Source organism: Verrucomicrobium sp. BvORR034 (genome assembly GCF_000739635.1).
Taxonomy (GTDB): Bacteria; Verrucomicrobiota; Verrucomicrobiia; order Verrucomicrobiales; family Verrucomicrobiaceae; genus Verrucomicrobium.
In genome coordinates this window covers 24292-39509 of record NZ_BATQ01000091.1, presented here as the reverse complement: position 1 = coordinate 39509, position 15218 = coordinate 24292, and the positions used below count along the sequence as shown (strand labels likewise).

General features: G+C 60.3%; 14 protein-coding genes. 6 read left to right on the top strand and 8 right to left on the bottom strand.

The genetic code is table 11. The features are described from left to right. Positions 1 to 619 precede the first annotated feature (619 nt). The 3 genes from BV034_RS15385 to BV034_RS15375 all read right to left on the bottom strand — a co-directional run bounded on the left by BV034_RS15385 (position 620) and on the right by BV034_RS15375 (position 2776). Positions 620 to 1045 (bottom strand): DUF5069 domain-containing protein, encoded by a 426-nt coding sequence (locus BV034_RS15385; RefSeq protein ID WP_050027891.1) that lies wholly within the window; start codon positions 1043 to 1045, stop codon positions 620 to 622. A 73-nt stretch (positions 1046 to 1118) separates the two neighbouring features. After that, positions 1119 to 2018 carry an alpha/beta hydrolase gene (locus BV034_RS15380; protein WP_050027890.1) on the bottom strand — a complete coding sequence of 300 codons (900 nt, stop codon included), beginning with the start codon at positions 2016 to 2018 and terminating at the stop codon, positions 1119 to 1121. A gap of 38 nt (positions 2019 to 2056) precedes the next feature. Further along, positions 2057 to 2776: a GAF domain-containing protein gene (locus tag BV034_RS15375; RefSeq protein WP_050027889.1), complete on the bottom strand. Its 720-nt coding sequence runs from the start codon at positions 2774 to 2776 to the stop codon at positions 2057 to 2059. A 293-nt stretch (positions 2777 to 3069) separates the two neighbouring features. Between BV034_RS15375 and BV034_RS15370 the strand changes: the two genes are divergently transcribed. The 4 genes from BV034_RS15370 to BV034_RS15355 all read left to right on the top strand — a co-directional run bounded on the left by BV034_RS15370 (position 3070) and on the right by BV034_RS15355 (position 6468). Beyond that, complete coding sequence (locus BV034_RS15370) at positions 3070 to 3474, top strand: hypothetical protein (protein ID WP_050027888.1); 405 nt, start codon at positions 3070 to 3072, stop codon at positions 3472 to 3474. A 107-nt stretch (positions 3475 to 3581) separates the two neighbouring features. Continuing rightward, positions 3582 to 4094 carry a DUF2726 domain-containing protein gene (locus BV034_RS15365; protein ID WP_050027887.1) on the top strand — a complete coding sequence of 171 codons (513 nt, stop codon included), beginning with the start codon at positions 3582 to 3584 and terminating at the stop codon, positions 4092 to 4094. Between the two features lie 394 nt (positions 4095 to 4488). After that, complete coding sequence (locus BV034_RS15360; protein ID WP_050027886.1) at positions 4489 to 5139, top strand: HAD hydrolase-like protein; 651 nt, start codon at positions 4489 to 4491, stop codon at positions 5137 to 5139. A 48-nt stretch (positions 5140 to 5187) separates the two neighbouring features. Beyond that, the gene (locus BV034_RS15355) at positions 5188 to 6468 is read left to right on the top strand and encodes a DUF5722 domain-containing protein (protein WP_050027885.1); all 1281 of its coding nucleotides are present in this window, start codon (positions 5188 to 5190) and stop codon (positions 6466 to 6468) included. 17 nt (positions 6469 to 6485) lie between these two features. Here the strand turns inward: BV034_RS15355 and BV034_RS15350 are convergent, their stop codons facing one another. Beyond that, positions 6486 to 7121 (bottom strand): cyclase family protein, encoded by a 636-nt coding sequence (locus BV034_RS15350; RefSeq protein WP_050027884.1) that lies wholly within the window; start codon positions 7119 to 7121, stop codon positions 6486 to 6488. Positions 7122 to 7242: 121 nt separating this feature from the next. On the opposite strand from BV034_RS15350, the gene BV034_RS15345 reads away from it, so the two are divergent. Next, entirely contained in the window at positions 7243 to 9780 is a 2538-nt protein-coding gene (locus BV034_RS15345) for a hypothetical protein (protein ID WP_265593043.1), read from the top strand. Positions 9781 to 9800: 20 nt separating this feature from the next. Here the strand turns inward: BV034_RS15345 and BV034_RS15340 are convergent, their stop codons facing one another. Further along, positions 9801 to 10772, bottom strand: a complete 972-nt coding sequence (locus BV034_RS15340) for a KpsF/GutQ family sugar-phosphate isomerase (RefSeq protein ID WP_050027926.1) — start codon at positions 10770 to 10772, stop codon at positions 9801 to 9803. A 67-nt stretch (positions 10773 to 10839) separates the two neighbouring features. Between BV034_RS15340 and BV034_RS15335 the strand changes: the two genes are divergently transcribed. After that, complete coding sequence (locus BV034_RS15335; protein ID WP_050027882.1) at positions 10840 to 12003, top strand: glycosyltransferase; 1164 nt, start codon at positions 10840 to 10842, stop codon at positions 12001 to 12003. Positions 12004 to 12366: 363 nt separating this feature from the next. On the opposite strand, the gene BV034_RS15330 is transcribed toward BV034_RS15335, so the two are convergent. The 3 genes from BV034_RS15330 to BV034_RS15320 form a co-directional block, all read right to left on the bottom strand. Continuing rightward, complete coding sequence (locus BV034_RS15330; RefSeq protein ID WP_265593042.1) at positions 12367 to 12906, bottom strand: SAM-dependent methyltransferase; 540 nt, start codon at positions 12904 to 12906, stop codon at positions 12367 to 12369. After that, positions 12873 to 13439: a hypothetical protein gene (locus BV034_RS15325; RefSeq protein WP_265593041.1), complete on the bottom strand. Its 567-nt coding sequence runs from the start codon at positions 13437 to 13439 to the stop codon at positions 12873 to 12875. Before BV034_RS15325 ends, BV034_RS15330 begins: the two co-directional genes overlap by 34 nt. 507 nt (positions 13440 to 13946) lie before the next feature. Next, positions 13947 to 15152 (bottom strand): saccharopine dehydrogenase family protein, encoded by a 1206-nt coding sequence (locus BV034_RS15320; RefSeq protein ID WP_050027879.1) that lies wholly within the window; start codon positions 15150 to 15152, stop codon positions 13947 to 13949. Between the last annotated feature and the right edge of the window lie 66 nt (positions 15153 to 15218).

Sequence of the window (15218 nt, the reverse complement as noted above, 5' to 3'; positions counted from 1 at the left end):
GAAAGCTCAGGGTTGTCAACATCCGCTGTGGGGAGACACAAGACTTGAAGACACACGCGAGACCTCAGCTGAATTGAGCTGAGTTGTTGGCATGGCCCGGCCTGTGCCAAACGCCTCATGGGGTGTCTGGCATCCCCCGCCCTGGTTGCCTATTGCCCTACAGGAGTGCAGTGGAGGTGTTGAGATGCGTTCGCGTCACACCCTCAACACCCTATTTTCAGGTTACACCAAAAAAACCTACATATATATATATCAGTGAACCCCCAAAAAGGGTGTTGAGGGTGTGACAGAGAGAGGTGACAACGTGTCCAGCGAACGCCAGCGACGTGTTGAGGAGCCAGTGGGTCGGGGGTGGTTGCCATTAATCGCTCCGCTCCCCAGGCCGACGGGGATCGTCGGACTACTCCCGCAGCGTTGCCCTCGGTGTAGTCCGGATGAGCCTTCCGGCTCAGTCGCCGCACCCCAGAGATTCAATCCTTCCCTGGCGTTGCAAGGCGGGTGCCCCGCTTGCCATTTGTGTCCTCAGCCCGAGGCAACCCGCGCGGTCGCCCTCCTACCCAGTGGCACGGTGCGTCCAGTCATACGTCAGCTCAGGTCTTGTGTCTCCCCCGTAGCGGGCCTACCGCCCTTCATCCGCATCCATAAAACCAGCGAGCGTCACAATATCCGCGCGATCCGACATCCGTGCTTCGGCCTTCTGACGCTCCAGCACCTTGGTGGCGATGTCGTTCCAGCCCAGTTTCAGGACAAACTGGTTCCAGACGAAGATATCGGTGCGGTTCAGTCCCCTTCCCTGGGTCTGGCACCACTCGAATATTTCCTCATCCGTGCCGCCTTCTGCCACCCGCTTCTCCAATTCTGGATGCGGCACGCGGAGGAAGTCCGTGCACCAGCCATCCACGCCCTTGCCGTAGTTTTCCTGATAGGCTGCGTCCAGCTTTCCGGCGGCCTGCAGGCGGATCTTGTCCAGCATACGGGGGAAGTACATCAGGCCTGCCGTTTTCTCTTTGGGGCTTTTGGGAACAGTGATCGCGGGTGCAGTCATAAATGCAGTGGGAGGTGTTCAGGTTGTACCGGAAATCTCAGACCGTTTTTCCTGAATGCGTTCAACCTGCTTGTCACTTGAGCCTTTGCTGCAGCCACTGGGTGGTTTCATCGGCATGGGTCAACATGAAGAAATGGCCCCCTCCCGGGACCAGAGAGAACACCGCTCCAGCCCTGGGCCTCTTCCTCTGGATTTCCTGCCACCTTCGCCAACGTCCGTCCAAAACAAAGGCCTCCTGATCGCCCGCCAGAAATGCGGCATTAGCCTTACCCAGTATGGAAGCCTCGACTGCGACGGGTGGATAGGCCGCCAGGACCAACAGCGACCTGAAGTCGGAGGGACTGCTGTTGAAGATGACTGACGCTCCAAAACCCCCGGCAGACAGACCCATCAAATCAGGAGCCCTGCCCGGCTTCCACCCCAGCTGGGCCTGGACGGCCCTGATCGCCTCGCGCACATAAGTGACCGACATGGATCCCCCACTGATTCCGAAAGCTGGGCAAAGGATCACCCGGTCTGGGAAACGCTCTGAAAGATAATGCTGGTACCAAAGGAAACTGCCGCCGTAGCCGTGCAGAAACACCATGAACTTCGTCGCAGGCGTCAGACCATCCGGCACATACACCGTCGCTCGTCCCTTGGGTGGCTGGATGGCAGCGAAACAGTAGGGCAGCGCGCTGGGGACCCGGGCGTAGACGGGATCGACCGCCATCATCTCATACCGCCTGCTCACCAGGGGCAGAAGACCATTGGCCTGATCCGGAGGCAAACCCAGCATGGCGGGTTGTGAAAGAGCCAGGCCCACGATGGCGCTTTCTGGCAACGTTTCCAAGGCCAGCCGGAAGGTCGGCAACCACGCCTCCGCCTCCCGCCCCAATCCCGTAACGGGTGCTGTGGTGGACCGGCTTTCCCATTCCACAATCCTAACTTCGGCCGCCGGGCAGATGGACAAGCCGTGCCACAAAATCAGCATCCCCAGCCTGCAGACCACTGACGAAGAGACCCGCACCTTCAGCCGCGGAGTTCCGCGCCTCCTTCAAGTTCTTGCTCCAAGCGGTCAAAACACTCGGGGCAGACTCCGTGAGAAAAACGAATTTGCGAGTGCTGGCTGAAGTAATCCTCCACCTTGCACCAGTAGTTGGAGTCATCCCGCACCTTCCGGCACCAGGCGCACATGGGCAGCAGCGACTGCAAGGTGAGCACCTCCTGCTGGGCTCTCTCTTTAGCCAGCAACGCCAGCTCCAATGCCTTGACGGTCCGGCGCAGCTCCATTGACCGGATCACTTGATGCGCCAACGCCATGAGCGCTTCTTGTTTCTCCACCCCGAACTCTCTGGGGGCACAATCTATGGCGCACAACGTGCCGAGAGATACGCCATCCCGCGTGACCAAGGGGGCTCCCGCGTAAAAACGGATGTTGGGGGCAGCCGTCACCAGGGGATTCGCGGCGAACCTCGCATCCAGCGTGGCGTCCTTCACCATCATCACCCCTTCCTGCTTGATCGCATGGGCACAGAAGGCGTGCTCAATCGGGGTCTCCATGCTGGAAAGTCCCACCTTGGACTTGAACCATTGCCGCCGGTGATCCAGCAGGGTGACGAGAGCAATCGGAGTTCCGCAAATGAAACTGGTCAGACGTGTGATCTCGTCGAACTCCTCCTCCGGAGGGGTATCCATGATCTCGTACTCTCGCAGTGCGGCGATGCGCCGCTGTGTCACCTCATCGATCATAACCTATTTTAGCAATAGTCTGGGCAATCGGGTAGTTCCAATAGATTAAGTAAATTGTTGCATCCATAACCGCGGGGATGTTCGATATGGGGCGACTCCGAGTAGGTGAATTTTTCGTTGCCACCAGACACCATATGGTTATATTTTTTCGTAAAGTCGGAAATCCTCAGCCAGGTCAGAAACGCTTCGAACTAAGAGCGTTGGATGAGGTCTATAGTAGAGCCATGTGATTTCGCTTGTTGCGCAGGAAAGATTACACTTCCAAAGCATCGCCCCCAAAGCCTCAGGAAAAAATGGAAAAGCTCTTTAAAGTCTGGGTTTCGTTCGAAGCCACCGTGGATGCCAAGTACTCATACGGCACCGTGGAAACGTATGCAGGCGTCACCTGTAACCGCGATGAACTCGAGCGGGAGGATCTGCCTCTCGAAAGCAAAGCCGTCCGTCTCGCGCAAAAGGCGGTGACCGACGTGCTGGGTCTCCGTGACAACGTCACCATGGGCACCATGTATGCCCCCAGCGTCGTTCCCAAGCTCGCCCCCACCATGAGCGACCGGGAGCCCCACGTCGTGTTTGAACAAGGCCGCGTCTGGTTTGGCAAGCGCTCCCTCTCTCCTGAATTGAAGGAGAAGGAAAAGCTCCTCGCCCCCACTGCCAACGGCCCGCACATCCTGATGACCTCGTCAGTCGGCAATCGCTAGGCAGGCACGACAAATCACGGCCACCCCCATTGCAGGCCGGAGGTTCAGTCCACCTAAATCGCACCGCGTTTCGGTTGCGAGTCCAGGTATTTTGGACTTGTTAAGGGATGGATTGGGTCACCCAAGGCAACTTCGTTCTCGCTTTCTCCGCTCTCCTGGCCGTTCTGGTCCTGGCGCGGGTGATCGCCGTCTTCGGCGCGGACAAGACGGGGTACTGCTCCGCTGGCGTCCTGCTCACGAGTGCGGAGCTCAACTTCTTCCGCTCGCTCCAGCAGGTGATCCCTCCCGGATGCTATGTGGCCTGCAAGGTGCGTCTTGCCGACATTCTCCTGGTCAGCCAAGGGGCGAATCGCAAGTCCCAATGCCGGGCCTTCAACCGCATCAAGTCCAAGCACGCCGACTTTGTGATCTGCGAAGTCTCCACCTTCCGCATCCTGGGGGTGATCGAACTCGACGACCGGAGCCACCGCCGACCAGATCGCAAGGCAAGGGACGTCTTCTTTGACTCCGCGCTGCAATCCGCATCCGTCCCGCTCCTTCGAGTGCCCGTGAAGCGTGACTACGAGCCGCGGGAGTTGAAGGAAATGCTCTCTTCCAAATTCACCTCCCGCCGGAGCTGACACGCTGAGTTTCTGCTCCACGGCCTTGCAAATTGCCCGTCTCTCCTGATGGATTCTTGCATCTTGCAGTGCCCTGCCGCGCACCGCCCCCTCCTGGGATTCGCAAAACTCTCAATTTCAGGCACGTTTAATAATTATGGCTAATAGGCACGGTGCATGCGCTGCCAAGTGGGGCTATGACCAGTCCAACCCTGCCCTCGATCCTACCCCCAGCCTTTCTTTTCGCCTCGGGCACCTGGTTGAAATCCTGCGGAGTTTGCGAACTGGACAAGCCCTCGCCCAAAGCCCGCCCAAGCATCGCGCGCAGCCGGAATCACAAGTCGCGCGCCTCAAAAGGCGACACGTCGCCTTCTCCGCTTGATCCTCAGCGATGAGCGGCGGATAGGGATGCAGCGTGAAGTATCGACTGGTCATTTTTGATTTCGACGGCACCCTGGCGGACACCGTGCCATGGATGATGGAGGTAGCGGATGAAATCGCGGACCGTCATCATTTCCCCCGCCTCACAGAAGCCGATCTGGAGGCCCTGCGTGGACCCAAGGGCGCCAGCATACCCCGCCTGCTCAAGATCCCCCGATGGAAACTCCTGCTCATCGCCCGGGATGGCCGCCGCATGATGGCCGCCAAGCTGAATGAAATCCGCCTGTTTCCAGGAACTGCGGACCTCCTCCGTCAACTCTCCGCAGGCGGCACCCGCATCGCCATCGTCAGCTCCAACTCCGAAAGCAACATCCGGCAGATCCTGGGGGAGGAACTCTCCGGCCTGGTGGAGCAGTTTGAATGCGGGGCTTCGTTTTTTGGCAAAAGCCGCAAGCTCCGCCGCGTGATCAAAAAGAGCGGGTTGCCGGCAGATGCCATCCTGAGTGTGGGCGACGAGATGAGGGATCTGAGCGCAACGCTGGATGTCGGGCTTCCTTTTGGAGCTGTATCTTGGGGGCTCTGTCATGGCCACGCGCTTAAGGCAGCAGGAGCCAACGTGGTCTTCGACAGCCTCGCCCAGATTGGCGATGTGGTGCTCTCAGTCCCCGCCCCCACCAGCCACTGACGCTGGCGGGATGCCCGCTACCCTCCTCCCACCCCCTCGCGCCCTGGCATGTTCAAGCTCTTCACGCCATTTCTCTCACTCTTCCTGCTCACCCAGGGAGGACTGGCCCAGGACACACGCCCCTTTCCCGCGACCGATTCCAAGAAAGGCCTGCAGGTGCAGATGGTGGACGATGCTCTCGCCCTGGGCATCCGTCATGCTGGCATCAATGTGAACCTCGCGGCCCTCCTCGCAGACGCAGGCACCGCTCACCGAGTTGCCTTCCGCTCCGAGGATCGTGAGTACTTTATCAACGAGGACTACGCACGCAGCCTCGACCGCCAGATCAAGCCCCTCTCCGACGCGGGCGCCCTGGTCTATCTGATCCTCATCCAGTACCCGAGCCGCAATCCCGAGAAGGATGCAATCCTGATCCATCCCAAGGCCAGGGCCGACGGGAAGTACATCATCCCAGCCTTCAACACCGCGACCGAGACGGGCCTGCGCCATTACCGGGCATTGATTGAATTTCTCGCCGCACGGTACAGCGGTGTGGGCTCAGCCTGCGGACAGGTCTGGGGCTACATCGTAGGCAATGAAGTGAACTCCCAGTTCACCTGGTACAACCTTGGCCAGATGTCCGTGGCCGAGGCGGCGGTGGAGTATGAGAAAGCAGTACGTGCCACTCACGATGCGGTGCGGCGGCACTCTCTGCATGCGCGCTGCTACTTGTCGTTTGATCATCACTGGAACATCTCCGTTCCCGGCATCAGCCCGACCGAAGCCTACAAGACGAAGGAGTTTCTAGACCTCTTCGCCCGCACCGCACGGGAGCATGGCGACTTCGAGTGGCATGTGGCTCACCACCCCTACCCTGACGATCTGGGCAATCCGCGCACCTGGGAGGACAAAAACGCCTGGCCTACCGAAGACTCACCCCACATCACCTTCAAGAACCTGGAGGTGGCCACCCGGCACATGACGCGTCCAGAGCTGCTTTGGGAGGGCAAGCCCCGCCGCATCATCCTCAGTGAACAGGGCCTGCACTGCCCGGATACGCCGGATGGTGAAACCCTCCAGGCAGCGGGATTTGCCTATGTCTGGGAGAAGCTGCGGCGGCAGCCGGATATCGACGCCCTCATCTGGCATCGCCATGTGGATCACACCCAGGAAGGCGGACTCAAACTCGGCCTCTGGACCACCAAGCCCGGCACGATCTCCGAGCCTGGCCGGAAGCGCCCGTTCTACGATCTCTTCCAGAAAGCAGACACGCCTGCCTGGGACGAGGCGGCAAAGTTTGCCCTTCCCGTGGTCGGCTTGAAGTCCTGGGACGAGCTCAAGGGGCCGTAGCCTCCCTGGGTTAGTCCTCAGATCTCCGCCACCGCCCGGATCGGAGAGCCGTCCCGACCTGCGAAGTTCAAGGGAAAACCGATGAACTGAAACTCCCGGTCATCCGGCAGCGCGTCTAGATTCGCCAGCCCTTCCACGATCACCATCTCCACCCCATGCCCGAGCAGCGTGTGGTGGATTTCGTAGTAGTCCTTTCCCGGTGTGGGGGTGTCCATGCCGATGAGGCGCAGCTGGCGTGATGCCAGATACACCGCCGCCTCCTGGGTCATTGAAGGGGCTTCTTCATAGTACCTCATGGTGCCGTATTCACGATGCCAGCCCGTCTCAAAGAGGATCCTGGCCCCGGGAGTGAGCACCGCATCATGTTTGCGGAAGTCCTCCGAAGTAATTTCCTCCCCCGCCTGCTTCGGCACCCGGATGAGCCGGGCCGGTCCATAGAACCACTCCAGCGGCATCTGGTCGAGCGTGCGCCCATCTTCCACAAAGTGGAACATCGCATCCAGATGGGTCCCATGATGGGAGCTCATCGTGATGCGGGAGAGATTACACCACGGGCCAGAGGCGGTGGTGAAGTGCGGCTCCACGGACAATTCGGGATCTCCCGGAAAAGTTGGCTGTCCCTGGCGGATGGGATGAGAGAGATCAACAAGCATGGGATGGGCTGAACGGTCGAAGCATCGGCTTTCGCGCGATTTCTTTCATTTCCGCCCCTACTTATTGTGACTTTCACCGGTTTACACAACGAGTAAACGCGAGTCATTTTCCTCGATGAGCATGGGGCGTAACTTGGTGATTCTCGGGATCTGGGCCACAGGCATGGGAGCCTGGGCGTGGTGGAAATACGTTCGGATCGATGATAACCTGTCCCTCCCGGGAGTAGAAAACAGTTCCGCCAATCGCAAGCCCCCTGCCCCAGGCGTGGACGTGACGTGGAAGTGGAACTCGGAGTCCACCTGGCTGGTCGATCAAGTCGCACGCGACATCGCGGAGATCTGCCTCTTTGCCAGCAATCCCAAAGCGCCTGCGGATGAGTTCGCATCCGTTGATATGAAAGTGGAGGCCGTGTCGAACGCAGACACGGGCTACCTGGTGTCAGCCTCTGTCCCGCGTGCCAAAAAGGACAAAATCAGCACCTCCCTGCCCCTCAGCGGCTATCTCTGGGCACCGGAGAACTTTGTGCCCTGGGCCCAGGCGGTCCAGAAGGGATGGAAGCTAACAGCCCAAAAAGGCAAGCAAGGGAGCCCACCAGCGGCAAGCGGCCTGGAACTCGCCAAGAAGCTTCAGGATCCCACCAGCGCGGTTCTGATGGCAGAGTCCAACCGGTTGTCCAAGGAGCTGAATCAAGCACCTTTGGATGCGGGCTTGCACGATCAATCCGCGCTGCTGGTGGGAGCGCTGGCCCTCCGGGAGGCTGCGGGTGCCTTCTCTGATGCCCGCCCCGCTCTGTGCCGCATGACGGCCCATCTGGCTCTGGCAAGGAGTCTGTCTGCGGAGTCCACCCCCGAGCGGGAACTGGCAGAATCCATCCTCCTCACCCTGGCCTGCCGACAGGTGGAGGCACTGGAGCGCATCGAGAAACTTCCCCCGGATCTCGCCGCCTGGCAACGGGCGCTCAAACTCCGCAACACCAGCGACTGGCGTCTGGTGGAGAAGCCGGGCGAGGTGACCCTGCTGGAACGCCGGGAGCATGCCCGGGCGCTCATCACCTGCCGGGATGCCAGCGCGGTTCTCAAGACGTTCGAGGAAACTCCACCCGCCAATCTGCCCGACTGGAGCCGCATCGCCACTGAACAGGACTTCAGCGTGGGTCAGGGTCATGTCCTCGCCAATGGCTGGCTGGAGCGTGAAATCGCCGATCTTGCAGAGTCCTGGAAGACCTGGTCTGGCAAGGATCTGAAGACGGACAATCTGGTCGTGATCCTCAACGATCCCCCCACCCGCTGCCTGGGCAAGAATCAGAATGGCAAACCGGCCCTGGAGGTGCTCGGTTGGGGCTTCGTCGCCGCCAGTCACCAGCGTCACCTCTGTCATGCCATGGACCGTACGCAGGCCTTTCTGCGGGACATGTGGGGTGTCCCCGATGCCGCGGCAGGCTTTGAAAAGCAGGTGCAGCAGTACTTCGCCGGCATGCGTCTGCTGCCCTTCGCACTGAAGCGCATCGCCACCACGGAGAAGCTCTATCGCACCGCGGTGGAGGATGCCAGCGCCCTCTGCCGGAAGCAGCCCGATCTCGTCACCTGCTGCAACTGGGCCACCCTGCGCCAGAAGGGCCGGTTTACCGCGCCCGCCACCTCCCTGCCCAGGGCCCAGGCGTGGTTCACCCAGGAGTTGACTCTCGGAACCGCCTACGATTTCCGGTCCCGCTACATCGATCTGGGCACGCTCTACAATGCCAGCATTGGGTTCTGGGACAAGCTGGCTGCCACTGCCCCCTATCAATATGACGTGGCCCGGTCCTACCTGTACAAGAAGCACGGCAACTCCCCTACCATCGAGCAGTTCCGCCAGGCCTACACGAAGCTGGAGGAGTACCACCTGCCCGTGATGGAGCACATCAGCGGGAACCTCAAGGGCGACCCCAAGGCGTACATGGCCTATATGACCCGGATCTGCCAGCTCAACCCGGACGAGTTCATCGATCTGGGTCAATACCTGGTGGAAAAAGAGTTCAAGGAAGATGCTGCCTTCGCCTATCAGGCGGCATTTGAGATGGCCAATGACCGCGTTTCCTGGGCCAATCACGCGGACTGGCTGGTGAACTACTACTTTGACAACGGGCGCATAGACGATGCCGTAAAGATCGCCTCCGCCGCAGCGGAGGTGTACTCCTATCGCGGACTGGAAACCATGGCCAAGCTCATGGAGCGCATGGAAAAGTGGGAGGATGCTGCCAAGCACTTCGCCGCCATCGGCGAGCGCTACAATGACAACGCCCCTCTCATTGCGTTCCTGGAGCGCAATCAAGAACGAGATCCCAAGCTCGCCGAGGCCTACAAGCAGGCCCTGGCCCCCGTCTTTCCCGATGGCATCCAAGACGCGGCATTGGCAGACTTCAAGGACGCCCCGGTCGATGGGGTGGAATTCACCTCCAGCAGCCAGCTGCTGGTCCGCAACGGGTTGAAACTGGGCCACATCGTCGTGGCGTTAGACGGGCACCGTGTGCAGACCCTGGAGCAATACCTTCTGCTCCGGAACATGAAGTCCAACGACCCCCTCGACCTGATCATCTGGGACGGCTCAGCCTACCGCCAAGTCTCAGCCAAGGTGCCCAACCGGAAGTTTGGCTGCGACATGGATTCCTACATCAAGTGACCCCGTCCAGCTCCGGGGTCTCACACCAGCTTCATGCGGGTGAGATCCTGGGTATCCACCAGGCCCACCGGTTGGCCCGCCTCATTGAGCACCACCAGATCGTCCACCCGGTGGTGTTCCAACACCGCCAGCACTTCTGCGGCCAGCTTGTTCTCCGCAATGCTGACCGGATTGCGGGTCATGAAGTGCGCCACGGGCCGCCCGGCGATATTGGGATCCGCCTGAAAGGCTCGCACAAAGTCTCCATGCGTGAACACGCCCGCCAGCTTGCCTGAAGCATCGATAATCACCGCTGCCCCACAACGAGCCCGCGTCATCGCTTGCAGGGCCTCCTGAATCGTCGACTCCTCGGTGGCGAGCGCCAGGGAGGTCCCGGTACGCATCACATCGCCCACCTTGGTGAGCAGGGCCCGGCCCAGGGATCCGCTGGGGTGATACTTGGCAAAGTCATCTTCACGGAAGCCGCGGGCCTCCAGCAGCACCATGGCCAGGGCATCGCATAGCACCAGCATCGCCGTCGTGCTGGAGGTGGGAGCCAGATTCAGCGGACAGGCCTCCCGCTGCACGTGAACGTCCAGCACCACCTCGGCATTGCGCGCCAGGGTGCTGCTGAGCCCGCCGGTGATGGCAATCAGCGTCACCCGGTGGCGACGCAGATGAGGCAGCAGGTCCACCAGTTCCTGGGTCTCTCCGCTGTAGCTGAGCAGGACCACCGCATCGCCATCATCCAGCACGCCCAGATCCCCGTGCAGGGCATCTTGGGCGTTGAGATTCACACTGGTGGCCCCCGTGCTGTTGAGCGTGGCCACGAGCTTCCGGCCAATGTTTCCGCTCTTCCCCACGCCGCAGACCACGATCTTCCGGGTCGCAGTGAGGCAGCCCAGCAGGACGTTCACCGCCTCCGTGAAACTGTCTCCCACGCGGTCCCGCAGCCGGTTCAGTTCTTCAATTTCCAGCTCGATGACGCGACGTGCTTTCTCAGGAAAATTCATGGTGACAGGGGCCAGCATTCAACTAGGGATGCCTCCCGCCAAACTAGAGAATCCCCACCCGCCCGCAATGCCGAAAAAGCCTGTGATTGCCAGTTACGTGTCTGACTTCCTCAAGGCGGACATGCTGCATGTGTATCGGCAGGTCACAGGCTTGCAAAATCTAGAGCCCTGGGTGTTCACCCACAAAAGGGAAAACGACGCCCGCTTTCCCTTCCCCAAGAAGCGGCTGGTGGTGCTGCCCAAGCCCAAACTGCGGTGGTGGCGGCGCTGGGTGCACAAGAACCTCAAGAAGGCCCCCTGGCATCTCTACACCTGGGAGGTGCGCCACGCCCTGCTGGAACTGGAGCGGGCAGAGGCCAAACTGCTGCACATCTACTTTGGTCACACCGCCATCCACTTTTTGCCGCTCATCAAGGCCTGCCCCCACCCCGTGGTGGTCTCCTTTCACGGCGCCGATGCCGGGGTGGATGTGAACAAGCCGAACCATCTGGCACCTCTGCGTGAAGTGTTCGCTGCCGCAGATCTCATTCAGGCCCGGTCGCAGAGTCTGGCGGATGATTTGATCAATCTGGGATGTCCGGCGGAGAAGGTTCGCGTGCAACGCACCAGCATCCCGCTGGAGGAATGGACCTTCACTCCGCGCGAGGTCCCGGCGGACGGTGCATGGCGTCTGTTCCAGAGCTGTCGTCTGATTGCCAAGAAGGGGCTGGACCTGACCCTCGACGCCTTTGCGGCCGTGCATCGGGAATTCCCCAGAGCCACGCTGACGATTGCCGGAGACGGCCCCCTCAAGGAGGAGTTGGAAGCGCAGGCTGCCCGACTGGGAGTGGCAGAATCCGTCGAGTTCACCGGGTTCCTGAATCAAGCCGAATTGAGGCAGGAAGTCGCCACCTCGCACTTCTTCCTCCATCCCAGCCGGACCACAGGCGATGGGAATCGCGAAGGCGTGCCCAATGCCATGCTCGAGGCTATGGCCAGCGGCGCCACCGTCATTGCCACCAGGCACGGCGGCATTCCCGAGGCGGTGGAGTCCGGAGAAAGCGGCTGGCTCGTGGACGAGAACGACAGCACAGGGCTGGCGGCAGGACTGCTGGCATTGATCCGCGATCCGCAAAGCAGTCGCTCGATGGCAATGAAAGGCAGAGAGCGCGTCGAGCAGATGTTTGACCGGACAACGAACATCAAGGTGCTGGAAGAGTGCTATCGGGAGTTGATGGAAGGGGCGGGTTAGGAGGCGGATGTGATGGGGTGGAAGTTCAAGGAAACGCCTTGCAGCATCGCCGCGAGATTCATGGGGACCGCACGCATCCTGCGTGCCGCCTTCTGCATCCTGCGGAAGGCATGCGCCGGGTGATCGCACGACCAAAGCACGCCGCGTATTTCCTCTCCCCTGACTCCCGCGCTACGATGCATTTTGCATTGGGGAGCGCGGTGCCGACCGCGGTCTAAAAGACCCAACAACCTGCAACCTCACTGATGTTCCCGGCAAGATGCCGGAAACAGCACGCAAGATGCGTGCGCTCCCCAATGCAGAGCAGCGCCCAATTCCCTGCACTGCCCATAACTCACAACCCTAAACCCTAACTCGCCCCCCTCACACCGCCCCCAAGCCACCGGCCACTACGCACACCTCGCGGCGGTTCGCGGGCAGTTGCGTTGCCTTCAACGGCGTCGGCACGAATCGCCGGAGCGAGCCTAAAATCTCCCCCACTTTGCTTTCCAATCGCTCTTCGGTCATCTTCATGGTGAGGATGAGAAGCGCAGGACGATGTCGGCGACACAAGTTCTCAAGATACGGAATGACCACACCGGGGGCGAGGTTCATGTCGGACACGATGATATCCACCTCCGGGGGCAGGTGATGCGGGGCCAGGGTGCCCACCGCCATGCGCAGATGATGGAACCTGGCACCCGTCTTGGCATCATGGAAACCCAGCACATCCGGATCCATCACTCCGGTATCGACGCCATAAACCTGCGCACCGTGTTGGAGGAGAGAATAACTGGCTCCACCCGGTGCGCTGCCAAGTTCAAGCACGACCTGACCTTGCAGGGACTGCTTGCCGTCCAGACCCGACCAAGCCAGAGCCTGCTCCATCTTCAGCCAGGCACGCGAGGGAGCTTCCAGAGGCAATTCCAAACGCGGCAGGCCACCTGCAAGGGGGGCTGCTGACTGGCACTATGGAGATGGCGACCGAGAAAGAGAGGTTCTGTGGTCTTGTCTCCTACGATGATGTCAAAAACCAGATCGCCACGGTTCGGACGGCTCTCCGTTGGAGCAGACAACCCCGCCTCGCGGGCGTGACCGACCAACCGGGCACGGAGCGCATCCATGTCCGCCCACTGCAAGGAAGACACCCCGTCCTCATGGCAATCCCTCGGGAACACGTGCAGATGATAGGGGCGGCCATCAGCAATCTCTCCCAACTTCTGGACCAGAGCCTTCTCATCGGGAAACAACCCCACGGAAGTCCCAGAAGCCCGGCCAAACACGCAACCCAGCTCGAAACCCGGCGGCAGTATCCGTGTAGCCTTCCAGGTGACGAACTGAGGACGCATGAACGCCGGGGTCAACAGCCCCTCGTGCCGCCGCGCCACCTCCGCCTTCAAGAGGCGTTCAGAACCTTCACGACAAGTGGAATAGACGAATTGGGCAGGAGCAGACACGAGGAAGCGGCGTGGGGATGGAGAGGACAGCTGAATACCGACCTTCGACGATTCTGGTCAAATGGCACGAGAAAAGGAGTTGGACGTGGATGAGATGACTCACACGAAGGCACAAAGGCACGAAGGGTTGAGATTGTTTGGAGGGTTGCTTGGTTTTGGGTATCGGACGTCCTCCGCTCCGCTCCCGCCCCTGGACGCCCCGTCCAGACTACAACCGCATAGCTCCACAGGCGTAGTCCGGTTGTGCCAACCGGCTCACGCATCAATTGTCCCCTGAGCCTTGATCACAGTGGGCACGTACAAGCTTGCGCCAGCACCCAGGTCTTGTGTCTTGTGTCTTCTAGTCTGGCGTCTCCCGCGCAACGGGTCGGGGTTCCCAGCCCCGCTCACGCCTCAAACGTCCCTTGATCCTCTTCCCACTCCGCCCACCCCAAACACAAAAAATGGAGGGCATTGTGCCCTCCATTTTTCAAACATTGCTCTATAGAATAGAAGCTAGAAGCCCCCTTACACCGACAACTCCTCGGTCGGGAAGGTCTCCAACCAGGGCAGACCGTACTTGTTGAGGTCTTCCATGAATGGATCAGGATTAAGCTGCTCGACGTTCCACACGCCGGGCTGGCGGTACTCTGCCGGGTTCGTGAGCAACTGGCGGGCGGCGATCATCGCCGGGACGCCGGTCGTGTAGCTCACGCCCTGGGAGTTCGTCTCGCGATAGCACTCCTCGTGGTCGCAGATGTTGTACACGTAGTAGCGGAGCGGCTGGCCATCCTTGCCGGTGCCTTCGATCCAGTTGCCAATGCAGGTCTTGCCCTTCGTGTCCGCACCCAGAGTACCGGGTTCAGGGAGCAACGCCTTGAGGAACTGGATGGGCACGATGTCCACGCCCTGGTACTTGATGGGCTTGATGCCCGTCATGCCCACGTTCACCAGCACTTCCATGTGCTTGATGTAGTTGTCCGAGAAGGTCATCCAGAAACGCGCACGACGGATCGGGATGTGCTTCGTGAGGCTCTCCAGCTCTTCGTGGTAGAGGCAGTAGATCTTCTTGGGGCCAATGCCCGCCGGGAAATCAAAGGTACCGCCGATCTCAAGCGGCTTGGTTTCCACCCACTTGCCATCTTCCCAGTAGCGACCATTGGCGGTCACTTCACGGAGGTTGATTTCCGGGTTGAAGTTGGTCGCGAAAGCCTTGCCGTGATCGCCTGCGTTGCAGTCGATGATGTCGAGCGTGTCGATCTTGCTGAAGTGATGCTTCAGCGCGTATGCGGTGTACACGTTGGTCACACCGGGGTCGAAACCGCAACCCAGCAGCGCGGTCAGACCGGCGTCCTTGAACTTCTGCTGGTAGGCCCACTGCCAGTGGTACTCGAACTTGGCCACATCTGGCGGCTCGTAGTTGGCGGTGTCGATGTAGTGCACCCCCGCCTCAAGGCAGGCATCCATGATCGTGAGATCCTGGTACGGCAGCGCGACGTTGATCACCACCTCAGGCTTGAACTCTTTCAGAAGGGCGACCAACTGGGGCACGTTGTCTGCATCCACACCGGCGGTCTGGATGGGGCGGCTGAGCTCAGCGGCAATGCTATCGCACTTGGACTTCGTGCGGCTCGCGAGCATGATCTCGCCGAACACTTCCGGAAGCTGCGCACACTTGTGGGTAACGACACGGCCGACACCGCCGGCACCGATGATGAGGACTCTGTGGGACATGATGGGAAAAAGAAAAGAGGTTAAAGGAATTCACAGCGGCGGATCACTCCGCCGCCCTTCCTGAAT

Coding starts and splice junctions, on each gene's coding strand:
- BV034_RS15385 (WP_050027891.1), bottom strand. CDS start 1,045: ATGACTGCACCCGCGATCACTGTTCCCAAAAGCCCCAAAGAGAAAACG.
- BV034_RS15380 (WP_050027890.1), bottom strand. CDS start 2,018: ATGCTGATTTTGTGGCACGGCTTGTCCATCTGCCCGGCGGCCGAAGTT.
- BV034_RS15375 (WP_050027889.1), bottom strand. CDS start 2,776: ATGATCGATGAGGTGACACAGCGGCGCATCGCCGCACTGCGAGAGTAC.
- BV034_RS15370 (WP_050027888.1), top strand. CDS start 3,070: ATGGAAAAGCTCTTTAAAGTCTGGGTTTCGTTCGAAGCCACCGTGGAT.
- BV034_RS15365 (WP_050027887.1), top strand. CDS start 3,582: ATGGATTGGGTCACCCAAGGCAACTTCGTTCTCGCTTTCTCCGCTCTC.
- BV034_RS15355 (WP_050027885.1), top strand. CDS start 5,188: ATGTTCAAGCTCTTCACGCCATTTCTCTCACTCTTCCTGCTCACCCAG.
- BV034_RS15350 (WP_050027884.1), bottom strand. CDS start 7,121: ATGCTTGTTGATCTCTCTCATCCCATCCGCCAGGGACAGCCAACTTTT.
- BV034_RS15345 (WP_265593043.1), top strand. CDS start 7,243: ATGGGGCGTAACTTGGTGATTCTCGGGATCTGGGCCACAGGCATGGGA.
- BV034_RS15340 (WP_050027926.1), bottom strand. CDS start 10,772: ATGAATTTTCCTGAGAAAGCACGTCGCGTCATCGAGCTGGAAATTGAA.
- BV034_RS15335 (WP_050027882.1), top strand. CDS start 10,840: ATGCCGAAAAAGCCTGTGATTGCCAGTTACGTGTCTGACTTCCTCAAG.
- BV034_RS15320 (WP_050027879.1), bottom strand. CDS start 15,152: ATGTCCCACAGAGTCCTCATCATCGGTGCCGGCGGTGTCGGCCGTGTC.